The 21,159-nt window shown below is 68.9% G+C and carries 20 protein-coding genes; 15 read left to right on the top strand and 5 right to left on the bottom strand.

Translation table 11 applies throughout. The features are described 5' to 3' along the window. Window positions 1-217: 217 nt before the first annotated feature. The gene (locus A5694_RS20010; protein ID WP_064924048.1) at window positions 218-877 is read right to left on the bottom strand and encodes a TetR/AcrR family transcriptional regulator; all 660 of its coding nucleotides are present in this window, start codon (window positions 875-877) and stop codon (window positions 218-220) included. A gap of 76 nt (window positions 878-953) precedes the next feature. Between A5694_RS20010 and A5694_RS20005 the strand changes: the two genes are divergently transcribed. Genes A5694_RS20005 through A5694_RS19995 form a run of 3 tightly spaced genes read left to right on the top strand, consistent with a single transcriptional unit; the run spans window position 954 to window position 4,320 of the window. Further along, window positions 954-1,715: a DUF1989 domain-containing protein gene (locus A5694_RS20005; RefSeq protein ID WP_064924047.1), complete on the top strand. Its 762-nt coding sequence runs from the start codon at window positions 954-956 to the stop codon at window positions 1,713-1,715. Further along, window positions 1,712-2,329, top strand: a complete 618-nt coding sequence (locus A5694_RS20000; protein WP_064924046.1) for an urea amidolyase associated protein UAAP2 — start codon at window positions 1,712-1,714, stop codon at window positions 2,327-2,329. Before A5694_RS20005 ends, A5694_RS20000 begins: the two co-directional genes overlap by 4 nt. Then, window positions 2,326-4,320 (top strand): 5-oxoprolinase/urea amidolyase family protein, encoded by a 1,995-nt coding sequence (locus tag A5694_RS19995; RefSeq protein WP_064924045.1) that lies wholly within the window; start codon window positions 2,326-2,328, stop codon window positions 4,318-4,320. Before A5694_RS20000 ends, A5694_RS19995 begins: the two co-directional genes overlap by 4 nt. Here the strand turns inward: A5694_RS19995 and purU are convergent. Further along, window positions 4,317-5,213: a formyltetrahydrofolate deformylase gene (gene purU, locus A5694_RS19990; protein ID WP_064924044.1), complete on the bottom strand. Its 897-nt coding sequence runs from the start codon at window positions 5,211-5,213 to the stop codon at window positions 4,317-4,319. The genes A5694_RS19995 and purU overlap by 4 nt on opposite strands. Window positions 5,214-5,354: 141 nt before the next feature. Between purU and sepIVA the strand changes: the two genes are divergently transcribed. Genes sepIVA through mutM form a run of 4 tightly spaced genes read left to right on the top strand, consistent with a single transcriptional unit; the run spans window position 5,355 to window position 8,292 of the window. Then, window positions 5,355-6,092 carry a cell division protein SepIVA gene (gene sepIVA / locus A5694_RS19985; RefSeq protein ID WP_019736840.1) on the top strand — a complete coding sequence of 246 codons (738 nt, stop codon included), beginning with the start codon at window positions 5,355-5,357 and terminating at the stop codon, window positions 6,090-6,092. A 39-nt stretch (window positions 6,093-6,131) separates the two neighbouring features. Continuing rightward, on the top strand, window positions 6,132-6,737 hold the full coding sequence (locus A5694_RS19980; protein WP_064924043.1) for a YceD family protein: 606 nt from the start codon (window positions 6,132-6,134) through the stop codon (window positions 6,735-6,737). Then, window positions 6,734-7,453 (top strand): ribonuclease III, encoded by a 720-nt coding sequence (gene rnc / locus A5694_RS19975; RefSeq protein ID WP_064924042.1) that lies wholly within the window; start codon window positions 6,734-6,736, stop codon window positions 7,451-7,453. Before A5694_RS19980 ends, rnc begins: the two co-directional genes overlap by 4 nt. Window positions 7,454-7,455: 2 nt before the next feature. Continuing rightward, a complete protein-coding gene (mutM, locus tag A5694_RS19970) occupies window positions 7,456-8,292 on the top strand; it encodes a bifunctional DNA-formamidopyrimidine glycosylase/DNA-(apurinic or apyrimidinic site) lyase (protein ID WP_064924041.1) in 837 nt (278 codons plus the stop codon). Window positions 8,293-8,299: 7 nt separating this feature from the next. On the opposite strand, the gene A5694_RS19965 is transcribed toward mutM, so the two are convergent. Beyond that, window positions 8,300-9,073 carry a PIG-L deacetylase family protein gene (locus A5694_RS19965; RefSeq protein WP_064924040.1) on the bottom strand — a complete coding sequence of 258 codons (774 nt, stop codon included), beginning with the start codon at window positions 9,071-9,073 and terminating at the stop codon, window positions 8,300-8,302. Between the two features lie 483 nt (window positions 9,074-9,556). Between A5694_RS19965 and A5694_RS19960 the strand changes: the two genes are divergently transcribed. The 6 genes from A5694_RS19960 (at window position 9,557) to A5694_RS19935 (ending at window position 16,646) form a co-directional block, all read left to right on the top strand. After that, window positions 9,557-9,871: a DUF4440 domain-containing protein gene (locus A5694_RS19960; protein ID WP_328589442.1), complete on the top strand. Its 315-nt coding sequence runs from the start codon at window positions 9,557-9,559 to the stop codon at window positions 9,869-9,871. A gap of 48 nt (window positions 9,872-9,919) precedes the next feature. After that, entirely contained in the window at window positions 9,920-10,336 is a 417-nt protein-coding gene (locus A5694_RS19955; RefSeq protein WP_064924039.1) for an OsmC family protein, read from the top strand. Further along, window positions 10,323-10,604, top strand: coding sequence for an acylphosphatase (locus A5694_RS19950; protein WP_064924038.1), 282 nt, complete (start codon window positions 10,323-10,325; stop codon window positions 10,602-10,604). The genes A5694_RS19955 and A5694_RS19950 overlap by 14 nt, the downstream gene beginning before the upstream one ends. A 19-nt stretch (window positions 10,605-10,623) precedes the next feature. Continuing rightward, window positions 10,624-14,217: a chromosome segregation protein SMC gene (gene smc / locus A5694_RS19945; protein ID WP_064924037.1), complete on the top strand. Its 3,594-nt coding sequence runs from the start codon at window positions 10,624-10,626 to the stop codon at window positions 14,215-14,217. 148 nt (window positions 14,218-14,365) lie between these two features. Continuing rightward, a complete protein-coding gene (gene ftsY / locus A5694_RS19940) occupies window positions 14,366-15,610 on the top strand; it encodes a signal recognition particle-docking protein FtsY (RefSeq protein WP_064924036.1) in 1,245 nt (414 codons plus the stop codon). A 64-nt stretch (window positions 15,611-15,674) separates the two neighbouring features. Then, window positions 15,675-16,646, top strand: coding sequence for a glycoside hydrolase family 6 protein (locus A5694_RS19935; RefSeq protein ID WP_082952768.1), 972 nt, complete (start codon window positions 15,675-15,677; stop codon window positions 16,644-16,646). Window positions 16,647-16,679: 33 nt separating this feature from the next. Here A5694_RS19935 and A5694_RS19930 read toward each other — a convergent pair whose 3' ends face one another. Beyond that, window positions 16,680-17,762, bottom strand: a complete 1,083-nt coding sequence (locus tag A5694_RS19930; protein ID WP_064924035.1) for a class I SAM-dependent methyltransferase — start codon at window positions 17,760-17,762, stop codon at window positions 16,680-16,682. Between the two features lie 182 nt (window positions 17,763-17,944). Between A5694_RS19930 and A5694_RS19925 the strand changes: the two genes are divergently transcribed. After that, on the top strand, window positions 17,945-18,574 hold the full coding sequence (locus A5694_RS19925) for a GntR family transcriptional regulator (RefSeq protein ID WP_064924034.1): 630 nt from the start codon (window positions 17,945-17,947) through the stop codon (window positions 18,572-18,574). 251 nt (window positions 18,575-18,825) lie between these two features. Here the strand turns inward: A5694_RS19925 and A5694_RS19920 are convergent, their stop codons facing one another. Further along, window positions 18,826-19,602, bottom strand: coding sequence for an SDR family NAD(P)-dependent oxidoreductase (locus tag A5694_RS19920; protein ID WP_064924054.1), 777 nt, complete (start codon window positions 19,600-19,602; stop codon window positions 18,826-18,828). A 197-nt stretch (window positions 19,603-19,799) separates the two neighbouring features. On the opposite strand from A5694_RS19920, the gene A5694_RS19915 reads away from it, so the two are divergent. Then, window positions 19,800-21,131: a PE-PPE domain-containing protein gene (locus A5694_RS19915; protein WP_234786431.1), complete on the top strand. Its 1,332-nt coding sequence runs from the start codon at window positions 19,800-19,802 to the stop codon at window positions 21,129-21,131. Window positions 21,132-21,159: the final 28 nt, after the last annotated feature.

Below are 21,159 nucleotides of genomic sequence, written 5' to 3'. Positions count from 1 at the left end.
CGGTCAACTCCGCGAGTTCCTCGAATAGCACGTCAAGGCGCTGGGCGGGGCCCAACGTCTTGGTGCCGGATGGTGCGATCGAGGACATGGCTTCATCATCGCAGTAGGGTCCGACAGTTGGCTTTCGCGCGAGTCCGCGGGCGTGTGAGCCGGCGACAACAACGCCGAGTCGATATCGCCGGCGATACCGACGCATGTGACCGCGGCGTCCGGCGAGCTATCCCGGCGACAACCCCAAACGGTCCGCCGTGCCCTGCCGCATCCGCGCGAAACGACCACCGCAGCCCAGCACCCGCAACGCGGCCTCCGCGGTGGCCCACGGGTACTCCGGCGGACAGGCGCCGTCATCGGAGCGGCGGTTGATCACCGCCTCCACCAACCGGAACGCAAAGTCGTCGGCCTCGGCTGGTCCGTTGTGCTCGGCGATCACCACCCGCGACAGCTCCCGGTAGTAATCCCGTAACTGGCCCCGGCGCCGGCGGAACGCGGCGAAGCGCTCGACCCGAAGCTCCGGAAGCAGATACAGGGTGCCCAGATTCCAGCTGCCACCACATAGTTGGGTGGCGTCGGCGACGACGAGCGTGTGCAGCCGGGGCGCCCCGGGTCCGCCTTCGGCCAGCAGCTCGGCGGCCAGTGCGACCGAGGTGTCCACGGTGCCGGCCAGCAGCGCGTCGAGGATGTCGTCTTTCGCGGCGAAGTGGTGATACAGCGAGGCCTGCTGGATGCCGACACTCTCGGCGATGCGCCGGGTTGAGGTGGCGGCATAGCCGATGGTGGTGAACAACTCTGCTGCCGCATCAAGAATCTCATCGCGCGCGCTGTTGCCCGGCCGGCGAGACGCCACCAGCCGCGGACGTCCTCGTCGGTCGGTCTGCACGCCTTACTGCCTATCACGCGGCGGCCTTCGCGCCCTAAAAACTATCGATCGATAGAAAATGTGTTACCGTCCTGGCATGGACGAAGTACGCACCGACTCCACCCGCGGGGCCCGCTCGCACGCCCGCGCCCAGGCGCACCGGGCCCAGATGCGCATCCCGGTGGCCCCCGATGACGTCGACTCGTCGTCTTTGGTCTGGGCCGAGTCCATCCCGGCCAACGGCTACGCCACCAAGGTGCTGGCTCGGGGCAGCCGGATCCGGTTAATCGACGTCGACGGCGGCGCCTGCGCGCATCTGCTGCTGTATCGCGCTGAGGCGCCCTGGGAACGGCTCAACGTCGCCGACACCATGAAGGTGCCCTGGCAGGCCTACCTCGGCGCCGGCCATCCGCTGCTCTCGGACCAGGGCCGGGTACTGGCCACCGTCGTCGCCGACTCCTCGGGCCATCACGACATGCTCTGCGGGCCCGACGCCACCGGCCGCCAGCTGTTGCTGCTGGGTGCGATCAAACACGGCCTGGACATCCGTGACGTGGCCCCATCGGTGTCGCTGTTCCGCGGTGTCCGCGTCGAACCGGGTAGCGGGGCACTGGAATTCACCGGATCCGCGGGTGCCGGGGCAGCGGTCGACCTGCTGATCCACCTTCCGGTGTTGCTGGTGGTGGTCAACGCCGCGCACCCGTTGGATCCCGACCCGCCCGCGACCGCGCTGGACGTACTCGGCTGGAAAGCCGGCGAGCAGTTGGTGACACCGGCCAACCAGGACCCGGAGTATCTGCGCGCTCGGGAGAACACCGAGGCGGCGTGGGCCGCGGGAGCGGGGGAGCGGCGGTCATGACCACCCAGTTACCGGCCGTCTCCGACGAGGTGGTGCCGGCCCGGGCGCCCTGGTCGGCGGTGGTGCGCGCCGGGGATCAGCTGCAGATCATCGACCTGCACGGCAACCAGGCGGTGGACTGTCTGCTCTATGACGCCGCCGATCACACCCGGCGCTACAGCGCGCAAGCCACCGTCGCCGCCCAGCGCAACATCTTCGTGGGCACCGGTTCGGTGCTGCGCGCCGCTGACGGGACGGCGCTGATGACCGTCGTCGCCGACGATGTCGGGAACCACGACACCATCGCCGGGGCCTGCTCGCAGGAGTCCAACACGCTGCGCTACGGGCATCACACCGCCCACCAGCACGCCTGCGTGGAGAATTTCCTCGCCGAGGGCGCACGCTGGGGCTTAGGCAAGCGTGACATCGTCTCCAACATCAACTGGTTCATGAACGTGCCCGTCGAGGCCGATGGCACCCTGGGCATCGTCGACGGCATCTCGGCTCCGGGTAAGAGCGTGACGTTGCGTGCGGAGACCGACACCCTGGTGCTGGTGTCGAACTGTCCGCAGATCAACAACCCGTGCAACGGTTTTGACCCGACGCCGGTGCGCATGGTGATCAGGCGGAGATGATCGGCATCGAGGTGGTCCGGCCCGGGCTGTTCACGACGGTGCAGGACTGGCCCGGCCGGGTGGGCTATTGGCACGTCGGGGTTCCACCGTCCGGGCCGATGGACGACGTGTCGTTTCGGGTCGGCAACCAGGTGCTGGGAAACCCCGAGGGGGCGGCCGGCCTGGAATGCACCAAGGTGGGTCCCAGTCTGCAGTTCTCGAGCCCCGCCTGGGTCTGCGTGACCGGTGCCCCGGTGCCGGTCACCCTGGACGGCGCCCCGGTTCCGCAGTGGCAGTCGGTGCAGGTGCCCGCCGGCGGCGTAGTTGAGATCGGCACGATCGCCGGACCCGGTATGCGCTGCTATGTGCTTGTCGAGGGAGGACTCGTCGAGCCGGAATTCCTCGGCAGCGCAGCCACCTTCACCCAAGGCGTGTTCGGCGGGCATCACGGTCGCGCACTGCAAGAAGGCGACCAGCTTCGGGCCGCCGGCCGTAACGGTGCAGCGCCGGCACTGCACCGTGCGCCCGGGCAGAGTCAGCCCAGCATCGGCCGGCATTGGGAACTCGCGGTGACCGAAGGCCCGCACGCCGCACGAGAATTCCTGACCCGCGCCGACATGACCACCCTGACCACCACCGACTACACGGTGCACTTCAACTCCGACCGCACCGGTGTGCGGCTGGCCGGACCGAAGCCGCACTGGGCCCGCCCCGACGGCGGGGAGGCCGGCCTGCACCCGTCGAACATCCACGACACCGCCTACACCGTTGGGGCACTGGACTTCACCGGTGATACCCCGATCCTGCTGGGGCCCGACGGCCCCAGCCTGGGCGGCTTCGTCTGCCCGGTGACGGTAGTGCGCGGCGACCGATGGAAACTCGGCCAACTCGCGCCCGGTGACACCGTGCGGCTGGTGCCCGTCCGCGCGGACCACGCCCCGCCGGTGTCGTCGCTGGGCGCGCGCCGACGGGCGGCGCTGCCCGTTGTGCACTCCCGCTCCGGCGACGGTGACGACGGGGTATTGCAGCATCACACCGGACACGACGGGACCGCTGTCACGCTGCGGCGCGCCGGTGACGGCGGAATCCTGCTCGAATACGGCCCTATGACACTGGATCTGGCGCTGCGGGCACGCGTGCAGGTGCTCTACGACCAACTGCGGCAGCGTGAACTGCCCGGGATGCAGGAACTGACGCCCGGGGTGCGTTCACTGCAGGTCCAGTTCGACACCGAGCAGGTGTCGTGCGACGAGGTGGTCGCGGAGCTGGTGGGCATCGACGAAGCGCTGCAGGCCTGCGGTGAACTCGTCGTGCCGAGCCGGTCGGTGCGCTTGCCGCTGAGCTGGGATGACCCCGCCACCCACGAGGCGATCCGCCGTTACACCTACGGCGTGCGGCCCGATGCGCCATGGTGTCCGTCGAACATCGAATTCATCAGGCGCATCAATGGACTGACCGACATCTCGCAGGTCTACGACATCGTCTTCGACGCGCAGTACCTGGTGCTCGGGCTGGGCGATATCTACCTCGGCGCACCGGTGGCCACCCCGCTGGACCCGCGCCAGCGGCTGGTCACCACCAAGTACAACCCGGCCCGCACCTGGACCCCGGAGAACGCTGTCGGGATCGGCGGAGCCTACCTGTGCATCTACGGCATCGAGGGCCCCGGTGGCTACCAATTCGTCGGACGCACCACCCAGGTGTGGAACCACCGGCACGCCACCGCCGGCCTGTTCGATCCCGAAACACCGTGGCTGCTGCGCTACTTCGACCGCATCAGCTTCTACCCGGTACAGGCCGAAGAGCTACTCGAGATGCGTGCCGACATGGCGGCCGGCCGTGGCCGGGTATCGATCAGCGACGGCGAGTTCTCGTTGCCCGACTACCGCCGCTTCCTGACCGACAACGCCGAGACGATCGCCGAGTTCCGTCGCCAACAAACCGAGGCGTTCAGCGCGGAGCGCAACGCGTGGCACCGGGCCGGTGAAATCGGCGCCGCAGCAGCGGTTTAGAGCACCACCGTTTCATTGCCCACCCGGATCACCCGGTCCTGGCAGTGCCACTGCACCGCCCGTGACAGCACCGCCCGTTCCACGTCGGCGCCCAATCGCACCAAATCGCCCACACTGTGCGTGTGGTCCACCCGCACCACGTCCTGTTCGATGATCGGCCCCTCGTCGAGGACCTCGGTGACGTAATGCGCAGTCGCGCCGATCAGCTTGACGCCGCGTTCCCGGGCCCGCTGATAGGGGGCCGCGCCGATGAACGCCGGCAGGAAGGAGTGGTGGATGTTGATCAGCGGGCAGCCAAGCGCCTCGATGAACTCACCGGTGATGATCTGCATGTACCGGGCTAGCACGACCAAGTCCACGTTGCCGCACAGCAACTGCAGCTGACGCTGCTCGGCCTCGGCACGGATGTCGCGGTTGGCGGGGATGTGAAAGAACGGCACCCCGAACGGGCGCACCTGCTCGGCCAGATCCGGGTGGTTGGAGATCACCATCGCCACCGTCATCTCCAGCTCGCCGCGGCGGTTGCGCCACAGCAGATCCAGCAGGCAGTGGTCGGCTTTGGAGGCCATGATCGCCACCCGTTTCGGTTTGGCGGCCTCGGCGAACCGGTAGTCCATCGCGAACCGCTCGGCTACCGTGGCGCCGAACCGCCGGCGAAGGTCATCGATGGCGGCGGGCAGGCCGGGCAGGTGAAAGATCGCCCGCTGCACGAACGTCCCGCCCTCGGGCGCGGTCGAGTGCTGATCCAGCGAGATGATGTTGGCGCCGGCATCGGCCAGGAAGGCGCTGACCGCGGCGATGATGCCGTGGCTGTCGGGACAGCGCAGCAGCAATCGGCCGATGTCGGTCGCGGAACCGCTGGAACCTCGAGACTCCCCGGAACCGTTTGTCATGGCCGCCTTTCGCTGGTCCGGATTCAACGGGACAGGCTACCGGTGAGGCGGCCCAAAATCCGACACACCGAGTCGCTAACGCAGTCACATACGTAACAGAGGGCACACTAGTAACAACGACTATGCCTGGAGGGTGCTGCCGTGTACCGAGTGTTCGAAGCCCTTGACGAACTGGGCTCCATTGTTGAAGAAGCCCGTGGCGTGCCGATGACGGCCGGCTGCGTGGTGCCCCGCGGCGACGTCCTGGAATTGATCGACGACATTCGGGATGCGATCCCCGGCGAACTCGACGACGCCCAGGATGTGCTCGACGCCCGTGACTCGGTGCTCAACGAGGCCAAGGAACACGCGGACTCGATGGTCAGCTCCGCCACCGCCGAAGCCGAATCGCTGGTCAGCCACGCCCGGGCCGAGGCCGACCGGCTGCTGGCCGACGCCAAGGGTCAGGCCGACCGGATGGTGGCAGAGGCGCGCGGGCACAGTGAGCGGATGCTCGGCGAGGCCCGCGAGGAAGCGGCCCGGCTCAGCGCCACAGCCAAGCGCGAGTTCGAGACCGCCACCAGCCGTGCCCAGGCCGAATGCGACCGGCTGGTCGAGAACGGTAACGCCGCCTACGAGAAGGCCGTTCAGGAAGGCATCAAGGAGCAGCAGCGGCTGGTGTCGCAGAACGAGGTGGTGACCTCGGCGCGGGCCGAAGCCACCCGGCTGATCGACTCGGCGCACGCCGAAGCAGACCGGATGCGCGGCGAGTGCGACATCTACGTCGACGCCAAGCTGGCCGAGTTCGAGGACTTCCTCAACGGCACCCTGCGCTCGATCAACCGCGGTCGCCACCAACTGCGGACCGCCGCGGGCACCCACGATTACGCGACCCGCTGACCCGCGAACGCGGCAATGCCCGCTGCGTAGAATCGCGGCATGGCGAGGCACCCGGGTATTGGCGTGAAGGGCGGGCAGCGGCAGCTGCCTTCGCCGTTCGTGGTGAACGTCGCCCGGCTGGGCCGGCGTCCCGGCTCGATGATCGCGCTGCACGAGCAGCGCTCCAGCCGGGGCCGTATCGGGTTGGACCTGGTGGCGATTCCCCCGGACACCGCCGTCGAGCTGGATCTGCGGGTGGAGTCGGTGTCCGAAGGTGTGCTGGTGACCGGGGCGGTCTCGGCGGCCACCGCGGGCGAATGTGCGCGCTGCCTGCAGCCGCTGACCGGCGACATAGAGGTCGAGTTGACTGAGCTGTTCGCCTACCCGGACAGCACCACCGACGCCACCACCGACGACGACGAGGTCGGCCGGGTCGTCGCCGACGCCGTGGACCTCGAGCAGGCGATCGTCGACGCGGTCGGGCTGGCGCTGCCGTTGTCGCCGCTGTGCGATCCGGACTGTCCGGGACTGTGTCCGGACTGCGGGGTCGCGTTGGCCGGCGCCGAACCGGGACACCACCACGACAAGATCGATCCGCGCTGGGCCAAACTCGCCGGGATGGTGGGTCCAGGGTCGGCTCAGTCCACTGATGACGGTGACCGGTGAGCCGTCCCCGGCAGGCGGTGCTGGATGCGCTCGGGGTGGACTTGCCCGACGATCTGCTCACGCTGGCGGTCACCCATCGCAGTTTCGCCTACGAGAACGGCGGCTTGCCCACCAATGAGCGGCTGGAGTTCCTCGGCGACGCCGTGCTCGGCTTGACCATCACCGACGAACTGTTCCACCGCCACCCCGACCGGCCCGAGGGCGACCTGGCCAAACTGCGCTCCAGCGTGGTCAACACGGCGGCCCTGGCCGATGTGGCGCGCGGGCTGACCGAGGACGGCTTGGGCGCCCACCTGCTGCTCGGCCGCGGTGAGGTCAACACCGGCGGGGCCGACAAGTCCAGCATCCTGGCCGACGGCATGGAGTCGCTGCTGGGTGCGGTCTACCTCGAACACGGCATCGATACCGCGCGCGAAGTGATCCTGCGGCTGTTCGGGCCGCTGCTGGACACCGCGGCCACCCTGGGTGCGGGCCTGGACTGGAAGACCAGCCTGCAGGAGCTGACCGCGGCCCGCGGGCTCGGCGTGCCGAGTTACCAGGTCAGCTCGACCGGGCCCGACCACGATCGGGAGTTCACCGCCGTCGTCGTGGTGTCGGACACCGAATACGGATCGGGTGTGGGCCGGTCGAAGAAGGAAGCCGAACAGAAGGCGGCGGCCGCGGCCTGGACGGCGCTGGATGCGCTGGACCCGACCGACGACGCGCCGCCCGCCTGACGATGCCGGAGCTTCCCGAGGTCGAGGTGGTACGCCGCGGCTTGGACGCCCACCTGGTGGGCCGCACCCTCAGCGGCGTCCGGGTCCACCATCCACGTGCGGTGCGCCGGCACGAGGCCGGTCCCGCCGACCTGACCGGCCGGCTGCTCGGCGCCCGCATCACCGGCACCGACCGGCGCGGCAAGTATCTGTGGCTGCTGTTGAGCACCGACGAGGCGCTGGTGGTGCACCTGGGCATGAGCGGACAGATGCTGCTGGGGGAGTTGCCCGACACCAAGCACCTGCGGATCGCCGCGGTGCTCGACGACGGGACGAAGGTCAGCTTCGTCGACCAGCGGACCTTCGGCGGCTGGCAGCTCACCGAGCTGGTCACCGTCGACGGCAGCATGGTGCCGCTGCCGGTGGCGCACCTGGCCCGCGATCCGCTGGACCCGCGCTTCGACGCCGAATCGGTGGTGAACGTGCTGCGGCGCAAACACTCCGAGATCAAGCGTCAACTCCTCGACCAGACCGTGGTGTCCGGGATCGGCAACATCTACGCCGACGAAGCGCTGTGGCGTGCCGGCATCCGCGGCACCCGAATGGCCGACACGCTGTCGCGCCCGCGGTTGCGAGCACTGCTGCAGGCCGCCGGGGCGGTGATGGGTGATGCGCTGGCCGCCGGAGGCACCTCGTTCGATTCGCTCTATGTCAACGTCAACGGCGAATCCGGCTACTTCAGCCGGTCACTGGACGCCTACGGCCGCGAAGACCAGCCGTGCCGGCGGTGCGGGACGCTCATACGGCGGGCCAAGTTCATGAACCGCTCGTCGTACTACTGCCCGAAATGCCAGCGCTGACGCCGGGTCACTCGAAGATGTCGCGGTATACCCGCCCCGGCGGCAGCGTCGGGTCGACGAACCATTCCCGGCCGAAGATCAGCCCGGCGACCTGCGGTGGACATCGCATCAGCACCGCGAACAGGCGGGCCGCCGCGCCGCTGGTGCCGATCTGCGAACGGTGCGCGGCAAACGCGTCACGCTTCTGCCGGGCGTACCGAAAGACGTTGATCCGGTGGGTGATCGACGATCCCGGCGCGTAGGCGGTGCGAACCACGTCACGGCCGTACGGCGCCGGCAGCCGCAGCAGCCGAGCGGCGGCACTGATGCGGGCGAGCAACTCCCGGGGCATGGTGGCCTCCAGCACGCGTGGTGTCGCCGCGAGTTCGGCGGCCCGCTTGCCGACCTGATGCACCTGCACATGGTCCCGGTGGCCGTAGCCGCCGTTGGCCTGGTAGCTCAACAACAGATCCGCGGCTTCCTCGCGCAGGATGGCGGCCAGCCGCTGCGCGGCCTCCTCGGTGTCTGCGCGGGCGAACCTGACCCGGCCCGGGGGATCGGGATAGAACTGCGCACCGAAGCCGCTATCGGCATAGCCGAGGCATTCCAGCCGGTGTACGCCGAGCGCATCGGCGCTGGAACGTAGTTCAGCGAGGCGTTCCACGTCGTCGTTGTGCACCCGCCCATCTGTCGCTGTCACCACGACCACCCGATGTCCCTCAGCCGCCGCACGTGCCAGGGTCCCGCCGGTCAGCACCGCCTCGTCGTCGGGATGGGCGTGGAATGCGACGAGGGTGGCCATGAACGGTCAGTATGCCCCGGTGCGGTGCACTTTGCCGCGAGGCGGCTGCCGTCAGGTCCGGCGGTTTTGTCGAAAACATGCCGCAGGTGGGTCTTGACGGTGGTCAAGGACACCGACAACCCCTCGGCGATCGGCGTCAAGCCCTCGCCGCGCAGCACCAGCAGGGCCAGCTGCGATCTCATCCGTTGGGATGAGGCAATTTTGCGGCCGCAGTGCTTGCCTTGGGCGTGTGTTCGCAGCTGCATCACGGACACGAAGCCACCGATGACCCGAGGAGGTGTCAATCGTGTCGCGCGTGGTCATCGCACCGACTCCGAGCCGGCCCGACAGGGCCCGGACGTCACCGGAGGTGTGCCGGCAATGGCGCTGAAAGCTGGCCGGGACAACAGAATTTACCCATGAAAGGAATCGAAGGATGTCTGAGCAGAACATCGAACTGGAAGCGGTTATCAAGCATTCGCCAGCGGTGATACCGAAGCCTTGATGGCGCTCTTCGACGACGACATCGAATGGGTGCAACCGGGTGACAGCGCGGTGAGCGGAACCTACCGGGGCCAAAAGGAACTCAGCGAGTTCGTCACGGCTCTGGCCGCGAAGGCGCCGATGATCGCTCCGCACGCTTCCTGGCCGACGGCGACACGGTGGTGGTTCTCAGCGAGGCCTCGGTCGGTGGAGAACGCGGGCCACAGCGCCGAGGTTTACACCATCGGCAACGGCAAGACGCTGCGCGTCCAGGTATACGGGGACACCGCCATGATGGAACGCCAATACGGCAGAAAGAACGTCGCGGCACTCTGATCTCCCGCCGGCGTAGCCAGGCGACGGCCTGGCGGTGAAAATGTCCCCATGACGAAATTGTGGGTGGAACGAACCGGTACCCGGCGCTACACCGGCCGCAGTTCCCGGGGCGCGCAGGTGCTGGTCGGCAGCGAGGATGTCGACGGCGTTTTCACCCCCGGCGAACTGCTCAAGATCGCCCTGGCCGCGTGCACCGGCATGTCCAGCGACGCCCCACTGGCCCGCCGCCTCGGTGACGACTACCCGGCCACGATCCAGGTCTGCGGTCCGGCCGATCGTGAGCAGGAGCGTTACCCGCTGCTGGCGGAGACCCTGGAGCTGGACCTGTCAGGTCTGGATGACGCCGAGGTGCAGCGGCTGCTGACGGTGGTGCACCGCGCCGTCGAGCAGGTGTGCACGGTGGGCCGCACGCTGCAGTCCGGCACCGAGGTGCGTTTCGAGGTCGCCGACCGTGGCCGGCCCTGACGTGCGGCTCACCGCCTGGGTGCACGGCCACGTCCAGGGCGTGGGCTTTCGGTGGTGGACCCGGTCGCGGGCGCTGGAGCTGGGGCTGACCGGGTACGCCGCCAACCGCCCCGACGGGCGGGTGCAGGTCGTCGCCCAGGGGCTCCGCGCGGACTGTCAGCGCCTGCTGGAGTTGCTGCAGGGCGGCTCCACACCGGGCCGGGTAAGCACCGTCGTCGTCGATTGGTCCGATGCCGGCGAGCCGATCGACGGCTTCGCCGAACGCTAGACCGGTAGTCTCACACCCCGTGCACCTCAAGAGTCTGACGCTGAAGGGCTTCAAGTCCTTCGCCTCGCCGACGACTCTGCGCTTCGAGCCGGGTATCACCGCCGTGGTCGGGCCCAACGGGTCGGGCAAGTCCAATGTGGTCGACGCCCTGGCCTGGGTGATGGGGGAGCAGGGCGCCAAGACGCTGCGCGGCGGCAAGATGGAAGACGTCATCTTCGCCGGCACCTCCTCGCGGGCCCCGCTGGGCCGTGCCGAGGTCACCGTCACCATCGACAACTCCGACAACGCGCTGCCGATCGAGTACGCCGAGGTGTCGATCACCCGGCGGATGTTCCGCGACGGCGCCAGCGAATACGAGATCAACGGCGCCAGCTGCCGGCTGATGGACGTCCAGGAGCTGCTGAGCGACTCCGGTATCGGCCGCGAAATGCACGTCATCGTGGGCCAGGGCCGGCTGGCGCAGATCCTGGAGTCGCGGCCCGAAGACCGCCGGGCGTTCATCGAAGAGGCCGCCGGGGTGCTCAAGCACCGCAAACGCAAGGAAAAGGCGGTCCGCAAACTCGAAGCGATGTCGGCCAACCTGGCCCGGCTGACCGACCTGACCACCGAACTGCGCCGCCAGCTCAAACCGCTGGGCCGCCAGGCCGAGGTCGCGCGCCGCGCCGCCACCATCCAGGCCGATCTGCGCGACGCCCGGCTGCGGCTGACGGCCGACGACCTGGTCACCCGGCAAACCGAATTCGCCGGGACCACCGAAGCCGAGGCGGCGCTGCGCCGCGAACACGACCAGATCACCGAGCGGCTGACGGTGGCCGCCGACGAGCTGACCGCCCACGAGTCAGCGGTCGCCACCTTGACTCAGCGCGCCGAAGCCGCACAGCAGACCTGGTTCTCGCTGTCGGCGCTGGCCGAGCGGGTCAGCGCCACCGTGCGGATCGCCAGCGAACGCGCCCATCATCTCGACGAGGAGCCGATCACCACCGGCGGCGTGGACCCGGACGCGCTGGAGGCCGAGGCCGAGCAGGTGGCCGCCGCCGAGCAGCAGCTGCTGGCCGAACTGGCCGAGGCCGGTACCCGGCTCGAGGCCGCCCGCGCCGAGTTGGCAGAACGCGAGCGTCGCAGCGCCGAGGCCGAGAAGGCGCACCTGGCCGCGGTGCGCGCCGAAGCCGACCGCCGCGAGGGTTTGGCCCGGCTGACCGGTCAGGTGGAGACGATTCGGGCGCGCGTCGAGTCGATCGACGCCCACGTCGCACAGCTGTCGGCGCGCATCGAGGAGGCCGCCGCGCGCGCCCAGGCCGCCCAGGCCGAGTTCGAAACCGTGCAGGGCCGGGTCGGCGAGCTCGACCAGGGCGAGGTCGGCCTCGATGAGCAACACGAGCGGACGGTGGCCGCCTTGCGGCTGGCCGATGAGCGGGTCGCCGAACTCCAGGCCGCCGAGCGCAGCGCCGAACGGCAGGTCGCCTCCCTGCGGGCCCGCATCGACGCGTTGTCGATGGGGCTGGAACGCCGCGACGGCGCCGCTTGGCTGGCCCAGAACCACAGCGGCGCCGGCCTTTTCGGGTCGATCGCCAAGCTGGTCAAGGTGCGCTCGGGCTACGAGGCGGCGCTGGCCGCGGTGCTCGGGTCGGCCGCCGACGCGCTGGCCGCGGAGAACGCCGGTGCAGCCCGCGCGGCGCTGAACGCGCTGAAAAGCGCCGACGGCGGGCGGGCCGCGATCGTGCTGGGGGACTGGCCGCTGCCACCGCCCCCCGAGGGCACCAGGGCCCTGCCCGACGGCGCGCAGTGGGCGCTGGAGCTGATCGAGGCCCCCGACCGGCTGCGCGGCGCGATGACGGCCATGCTGTCGTCGGTGGTGGTGGTCACCGACCTGCCCGCAGCACTGGACCTGGTGGCCGCCCGCCCAGGGCTGCGCGCGGTGACGGTCGAGGGCGACCTGGTCGGCGCCGGGTGGGTCAGCGGCGGATCGGACCGCAAGCCGTCCACCCTGGAGATCAACAGCGAGATCGACAAGGCGCGCGCCGAGCTGGACGCCGCCGAAACGCAGGTCGGACAGCTCAGCGCGGCCCTATCGGGGGCCCTGGCCGAGCAGGCCACCCGCCAAGACGCCACCGAGCAGGCACTGGCCGCGCTCAACGAATCCGACGCCGCGATTGCCGCGACCCACGAGCAGCTGGGCCGACTGGGGCAAGAGGCGCGCGCCGCCGAGACCGAGTGGCGCCGCCGGCTGCGGGAACGCGAAGAGCTGGAGGCCGGGCGGGCGCAGGCCGTCACCGAACTCGGTGAACTGGAGGCCCGGCTGCGCAACGCCGAACAGGACGAGCCGACCGCCGCCGCGGAGCCGGTCGACCGCCAGCAGATCGCGGCCGCCGCCGAGGCGGCCCGCAGCGTCGAGGTGGAGGCCCGGCTGGCGGTGCGCACTGCCGAGGAGCGTGCCAACGCCGTTCGGGGCAAAGCGGATTCGCTGCGCCGGGCGGCCGCCGCCGAACGCGAGGCGCGGGTGCGCGCCGAACAGGCCCGTGCCGCCCGTGCGCTCGCCGCGACCACGGCCGCCGCGGTGGCCGACGCCGGGACGGCGTTGGCCCAGCGCCTGCAGCTGGTGGTGGTGGCGGCGGCGCGGATCAGGGACGGGCTGGCCGGCGAGCGCCAGCAGCGGGCCGCCGCGATGGCCGCGGTCCGCGATGAGGTGAACTCCCTGAGTACGCGCATCACCGCGCTCACCGAGTCGCTGCACCGCGACGAAGTCGCCAAGGCGCAGGCCGCGTTGCGGATCGAGCAACTTGAGCAGACGGTGCTCGAACAGTTCGGGATGAGTTCGGCGGATCTGATCGCCGAATACGGGCCCGATGTGCCGTTGCCGCCGACCGAGCTGGAACTCGCCGAATTCGAGCAGGCCCGGGAGCGCGGTGAGCAGGTGACCGCGCCCGCCCCGATGCCCTTCGACCGGCCCACTCAGGAGCGTCGTGCCAAGCGCGCCGAACGGGAACTGGCCGAGCTGGGCCGGGTCAATCCGCTGGCGCTGGAGGAGTTCGCCGCACTCGAAGAGCGCTATAACTTCTTGTCCACGCAGCTCGAGGACGTCAAAGCGGCCCGCAAGGACTTGCTCGACGTGGTGTCGGAGGTCGACGCACGCATCCTGCAGGTGTTCACCGATGCCTACGCCGACGTCGAGCGCGAATTCACCGAGGTGTTCGCCGCGCTGTTCCCCGGCGGGGAGGGCCGGCTGCTGCTGACCGACCCCAGTGACATGCTGACCACCGGCGTCGACGTGGAAGCCCGTCCGCCCGGCAAGAAGGTCAAGCGGCTGTCGCTGCTGTCCGGTGGGGAGAAATCACTGACCGCGATCGCCATGCTGGTTGCGATCTTCCGGGCCCGCCCGTCGCCGTTCTACATCATGGACGAGGTCGAGGCCGCGCTCGACGACACCAATCTGCGGCGCCTGCTGGCGCTGTTCGAGATGCTGCGGGCCCGCTCACAGCTGATCGTCATCACCCACCAGAAGCCGACGATGGAGGTCGCCGACGCGCTGTACGGGGTGACCATGCAGGGCGACGGGATCACCGCGGTGATCTCCCAGCGCATCCGCGGCGAGGAGCTGGTCTCCAGCCCGGGCTAGCTGTGATGTCCGGAATACCGTCCGGGCCCGGCGCCGTGGGTCGCCCGCAGCTGGATTGGCTGCGGAGTACCCGCGTCGGCGTCGTGGGCGCGGACTGCCGGGCACCACCGGCAGGCCATGCTCACCTTGGCCCTGAAACAATGGCGGGGTGACTGAAGGTCTCTGGATTGCCATCGCGGTCGCCGCCGCACTCGTCGTTATCGCCGCACTGATCTTCGGCCTGCTGCGCCACCGCCGGCGGCGCATCAGCTTGTCCGCGCCGCAGCGCGAGAGCCTGGACCGCTCGGGCGGCTACGCCGCCTCCTCGGATATCACGTTCAGCCGTACCGAGCCCCCGGCCCCCGTCATCGGAGACGACGCCACGGAGCCCCGGGATGCCCCCCGGCGCACGATCACCGAGGTCGAATTACCCGAAGCGCCCCCCGAACCCCCGGCAGCGCCCGCCGCCGTCGAGACCGTGGAGCCGGAGATCGAACCGGTGGACGGCCGGCTGCAGCGTCTGCGGGGCCGGCTGGCCAAGTCGCAGAACGCGTTGGGGCGCAGCATGCTCGGGCTGCTCGGCGGCGGAGACCTGGACGACGACTCCTGGCAGGACGTCGAGGACACCCTGCTGGTCTCCGATCTGGGGCCCACCGTCACCGAATCGGTGGTCTCGCAGCTACGCGAACGGCTGGCCGGCGGGCAGGTGCGCACCGAGGCCGAAGCCCGCGCGGTGCTGCGTGACGTGCTCATCGGTGAGCTGCAGCCCGGCCTGGACCGCTCCATCCGGGCGCTGCCGCACGACGACCACCCGTCGGTGCTGCTGGTGGTCGGGGTCAACGGCACCGGCAAGACCACCACCGTCGGCAAGCTGGCCCGCGTGCTGGTGGCCGACGGCCGGCGGGTGGTGCTGGGCGCTGCCGACACCTTCCGGGCCGCGGCGGCCGACCAGTTGCAGACCTGGGCGGCGCGGGTGGGCGCCGAGGTGGTGCGCGGACCCGAGGGCGCCGACCCGGCCTCGGTCGCCTTCGACGCCGTCGACAAGGGCGTGTCGTCCGGCGCCGACGTGGTGGTCATCGACACCGCCGGCCGGCTGCACACCAAGACCGGCCTGATGGACGAACTCGGCAAGGTCAAGCGGGTGGTGACGCGCCGCGCGGCGGTCGACGAGGTGTTGCTGGTGCTCGACGCCACCATCGGGCAGAACGGCCTGGCGCAGGCGCGGGTATTCGCCGACGTCGTCGATATCACCGGGGTGGCGCTGACCAAGCTGGACGGCACCGCCAAGGGTGGCATTGTGTTCCGGGTGCAGCAGGAGCTGGGGGTGCCGGTCAAGCTGGTGGGGCTCGGTGAGGGGCCCGACGACCTGGCGCCGTTCGAGCCGGCCGCCTTCGTCGACGCGCTGCTCGGCTGAGCAGGCCAGTATTCGATCGTGACCGTCTTGTGACCACGGGTCGGCCATAAGGTAATTTCTGCCTGTGCTCCCCTCAGCATTCGGCGCGATCGCGCGCTGCCTCACCCCCCTCTTGGCCGCTGCGACCCTGGCCGGCGCGGCCCCGGCACTGGCCGATGAGGGCAACCCGCTGGCCGGGATGCCCTTCTACGTCGATCCCGTCTCGAAGGCGATGCATGCGGCCAACGCGCAGCCGGAGAGCGCCGAGTTGGCCCGGGTGGCCAACACTCCGCAGGCCTACTGGCTCGACCAGGCGTTCGGGGTCGGTAGCGTCGGCGCGACGGTGGCCCGGCACACCGGGGCGGCGGCCGCGGCCGGTGCCATGCCGGTGCTGGTGCTCTACGCGATCCCGCACCGTGACTGCGGCAGCTACGCCGCGGGCGGATTCTCCTCCGGGGCGTCCTACCGCGCCTGGATCGACAGCGTCGCCGACGGGATCGGCGGCAACCCGGCCGCGATCATCGTCGAACCCGACGCGTTGGCGATGGCCGACTGCCTGTCAGGCGATCAGCGCCAGGAGCGTTTCGACCTGATCAGCTATGCCGTCGACACTCTGGGCCGCAACCCGGCGACGGCCGTCTACGTCGATGCCGGGCATTCGCGCTGGGTCAGCGCCGGCGAAATGGCCAACCGGCTCAACCAGGCCGGGGTGGCGCGTGCGCGGGGCTTCGCCCTGAACTCCACGAACTATTTCAGCACCGAAGAGGAGATCGGCTACGGCGAAGAGATCTCCGGGATGACGGGCGGTGCCCACTACGTGATCGACACCTCCCGCAACGGCAACGGCCCGGCGGAAGGCGATCCGTTCGGGTGGTGCAACCCCAGCGGACGGGCGCTGGGTACGCCGCCGACCGCCGACACCGCGGGCGCGCACGCCGACGCCTACCTGTGGGTCAAGCGGGTGGGGGAGTCCGACGGCAGCTGTGGTTCCGGTGAACCGGCAGCGGGCCACTTCGTCAGCGAGTACGCCATCAACCTGGCGCGCAACGCGGGCTGACCCAAGGCACCGAGCCCGGCGCCGCGTGCACCGTCACAGCTTGCGGGCGATGTAGTAGTAGTTCGACGGGTCCTCGTCGATCTCAGTGCATTTCACCTCGGTGAACCCGGCGTCGGCCAGCATCGACATGGCGAGCTGGCGGCCCCACATGGTGCCCAGTCCGGCACCGTCCAGCGCCAACGAGACGGGCATGCAGTGCATCAGGGAGACCGTGTAGCGGTAGGTGTTGGTGGGCACGCCGATGTTGTCTTCCAGCTGGCTTGATGCCCGCGAATCAGCCATCAGGAAGGTGCCCCCGGGCCGTAGGGATCGATAGATGTTCTCCAGCACCCGCGCCGGGTGTGCCTGATCGTGAATGGCGTCAAACGCGGTGACGAGGTCGTACGCCGAAGCGCGGTCGAACGTCGTCAGGTCGTGGCTCTCGAAGGTCGCATTCCGCAGTCCCCGTTGGGCCGCTTCCCGGGTCGCCCGTTCGATGCCTTCGGACGAGAAGTCGATGCCGGTGAAGCGGCTGTTGCCGAAGGCCGCCGCCATCACGTTGACGGCGTGGCCGCTGCCGCAGCCGAAATCGGCCACCTCCGCGCCGTCGCGCAGCCGTTGCGGTAAGCCGTCGACCAGCGGTAGGACGGTGTCGACCAGCGCAGTGTCGAACACTTCACCGCTGCGTTCTGCCATCACGGCATGGAAACGTGGGTAGTCGCTGTAGGGCAGCCCCCCGCCGTGCTGGAAGCACCCCAACACTTTCTGTTCGACCTCGCCGAGCAGGGCGATGTACTGCGCCACGCGCGCGAGGTTGGCGGACCCGGCAGCACGGGTCAACGCCGCAGCATGGTGCGGCGGCAGTCGATATGACGCGGTTGCGGCGTCGTAGTCCACCACACCGGCCACGGTTGTGCCCCCCAGCCACTCGCGGACATAGCGTTCGTTGAGCCCGGTGACAGCGGCGATCTCAGCGCTGGTCGCGGGTGCTGACAGGTTGGCCAACGCATCGAACAGGCCGCTTTGGTGACCGAGGCTCAGCAGCAGCGCAAGGCTGGCGGCGTCCAGCGCATCGGTGATCCGATCGGCGAACGCCGTTGCAGCGGCAGCAGATTCCTCCGGCTGATGCGCGCCCATTGGTGTTGTCACCGCACTCCTCAATTTCCCCGCGCCGGCAGGCGCAGCTCGCCGGATCAGGCCCGAGCTTCGAACCACAACTAGGATACTAGCGGTATCCTAGCGGGTGCGAACCGTCGGCCGGATATCATCTGCCGGGCCCAGGCTTGGACGCGAACCATCGAGATCCGGAGAGGAGGCGCATGGCCGCCGGGTCTACCAATTCCGCGCAGCACGCCCATGCGGTGATCCGCGCGGGCATCCTCAGCGGCGAATACCCCGCTGGGACCATGCTCAGCGAGTCGAGCCTGGCGGCGTCGATGTCGATGAGCCGAACGCCGGTGCGTGCGGCTCTGGGCCGTCTACAAGACGAGGGACTGGTGCGCATCTACCCCAAGCGCGGCGCGCTGGTATGCGAACTGAGTGTCGACGAGATCCGCGAGTCAGCCCAGGTGCGGCACGCCTTTGAATGCGCCGGGGTGCAACTCGCCGATCCGGAAGCTCGCCGACTCCTGGGTGCGCGTCTCCTGGGCAACCTTGACGGACAACAGGACGCATTGCGTCGGCGCGACTATCCGGGCTTCGCGGCCTTGGCCATGCAGTTTCACCGGGCCTTCGTGGAGCTTGCCAACAACTCCACGATGCTGGCGTTCTACGACCGCCTTCAGGACCGCCAGTATCTCTCGATCATGCGCAGCTCGACGGTCAGCGGAGACCCCGACCTTGTGCTGGCCGAACATCGGAGCCTGCTGCGTGATGCCGAATCCGGTGAGTGGATGACCTTCGCGACCCGGCTCCGCGAACACCAGTCACGCGGTAACGAGTTCGAATAGTCGACCGGGGCCCCGGGTGTGGCGGAGTCGGCTGGAGAGGACCGCATCCTTCGGCGTTCAAACGCGTCGCAATCGTGTCAGACAAGGGCCGCTCACGTTCGGCGCGCGCTGGAGTGGAGGATTCCCGGAGAGCTGGCGGTGTTCGGCCGTGACGAACTCGACCCCGCCACGGAATGGGCCGCCGGCTCAGTGATCAGGTGCCCGACGCAGAAGGCCCCCGATTACCGGGGGCCTTCGGGGTCGGAATCCGGCTACTTCGGCGGCATCCGGATGCCGCCGTCCACCCGGACGACCTCGGCGTTCATGTAGGAGTTGGTGAGCAGCTCGACCACCATCGACGCCAGCTCCTCGGGCTTGCCGAGCCGGTGCGGGAACAGCACGGACTCACCGAGTTTGGCCTTGAACGCCTCGGAGGCCTCGCCTTCGCCGTAGATCGGGGTGTCGATCAGGCCCGGTGCGACGGTGTTCACCCGGATACCGACCGCGGACAGGTCGCGGGCCACCGGCAGGGTCAGACCCACGACCCCGCCCTTGGACGACGAGTAGGCGGCCTGGCCGATCTGGCCGTCGAAGGCGGCAACACTGGTCATGTTGACGATCGCGCCCCGCTCGCCGGTGTCGGTCAGCTCGTTGCGGCTCATCGCGGTGGCCGCGATCCGGATGCAGTCGAAGGTGCCGACCAGATTGATGTCGAGCACCTTTTTGTACAGGTCCAGGTTGTGCGCCGACTCGAACTGGCCGTCTTTGCCGATGGTGCGCTGGGCCCAGCCGATACCGGCCGAGTTCACCAGTGCCCGCAGCGGTCCGAGGTCCGCCGCCGTGTTGACGGCGTCGATGATCTGCTCGGTGCTGGTCACGTCGACCGGCACGAACACCCCGCCGATCTCGTGGGCCAGCGCCTCACCCTTGTCGGCCTGCAGGTCGGCGACGACGACCCGGGCACCTTTGGCGGCCAACTGGCGGGCAGTCGCCGCACCGATTCCTGATGCGCCACCGGTAACGATCGCGCTTGCTCCATTAATATCCACGGCAGACACTTTACGCGGACGCCTTTCCGGCCCGGGTTTCGGCCGATGGAAATGGCCGACATTATCACTACGTCCCAATAAGCGAAGTTATGTCAGCCTGGCTGGCATTCCGCGGAACTACTGACTAAAACTGTTGCGGGTGATCTAATTTCGATCAGGTAACGGTTCGGTCGCAGGGTCAGGGGTTGGGAGCTTTCATGGCAGAACTGGTCGCGGCGTCGGGTCCGACCGGCGCGAGCGCGCCGCGTCGTAGACACGTACTCGTCGCTGCCGTAAGCGTTTTCGCCGTCTTCGCCGGCATACTCGGCCTGTCGCCGCTCACCGCCCGGTCGTCTGCCGCGTCAGCGCCGGCGGTGCAGTTGACCGGGGGATCCATCGCATTCGTTATGGGCGGCAGCGGGATTCCATTGCCGTCGGACGGTTATGTCAACGCCGCTAACCTCTTCTATTTGCAGCCGCACGGCTTCACCGGCACCGCGCAATCACTGTTCACGCCGCAGTTGTACTTCCCGGGAAACCTCTCGGAAGTCCAGGGCGCCCAGATCCTGGCCGAGGCGATCAACAAGGAGGTCGCCACCGGCGAAGTGAACGCCGAAAACCCGGTGTATGTGTTCGGCTACTCGCAGAGCGCGGCGATGTCGGCGATGACCATGGAGCAGCTCCAGCATCAGGGCGTGCCGGCTGAGGACGTCCACTTCGTGCTGGTCGGCAACGCCGCCAACCCCAACGGTGGCATTGTGGAAATGCTCAACCTATGGGGCGGCGACCTCACCTTCTGGAACGGATTGACCCTGGGGCACCCGACTCCGGACTACTACACCACCGACGTCTACACGATGGAATACGACGGGTACGCCGACTTCCCGAAATACCCGCTGAACCTGCTGTCCACGCTCAACGCCATCGCCGGCATGTTCTTGATCCACGACGGATACCTGGGGCTGAGCCACGAGGACATCGCCAACGCAATCCCCTTGGACTCCACCGACCCCTCGGGCCTGACCAACTACTACATGATCCCCACCGAACACCTGCCGCTGCTGGATCTGTTGCGGCTCAACCCGGTCTGGGGCAGCCCGTTGGCGGCTCTGCTGGAACCGAGCATGCGCATCCTGGTCAACCTCGGCTACGGCAGCCTCACCGAAGGCTGGAACCAGGGCCCGGCCAACGTACCGACCACCATCAGCTGGGACCTGCTGCCGAGCAACATCAGCCTGACCGACATCAACGCCGCGCTGTCCAATGCTTGGACGCAAGGGGTCCAGGACATGTTCAAGGAATTGCAGGACCCCAAGACCTACATCCCCGGGGGATTCCTTGGGGAGGAACCGTTCTCGATGCTGTGGACCGCGGCGCAGCGGGTGTTCTTCGACATGCAGGACGCCGGCTCGCTGTTCGGCGGTTCGGCAGAGGCCACCGACCCCGCGGACACCGACTTCCCGAACTCCCTCGGGTCTGTCGTGGACGGTAACCCCGACCTTTCGTGGATCGCCGACTTGCTCGGCCTCGACACGATCGACCCCGCCTAAGCCAGCCTCGGCCAGTCGGCGCAGCACA

Source organism: Mycolicibacter sinensis, assembly GCF_001667945.1.
In the GTDB taxonomy this organism is placed as follows: Bacteria; Actinomycetota; Actinomycetes; order Mycobacteriales; family Mycobacteriaceae; genus Mycobacterium; species Mycobacterium sinense_B.
This window is presented reverse-complemented; position numbering and strand designations above follow the sequence as displayed.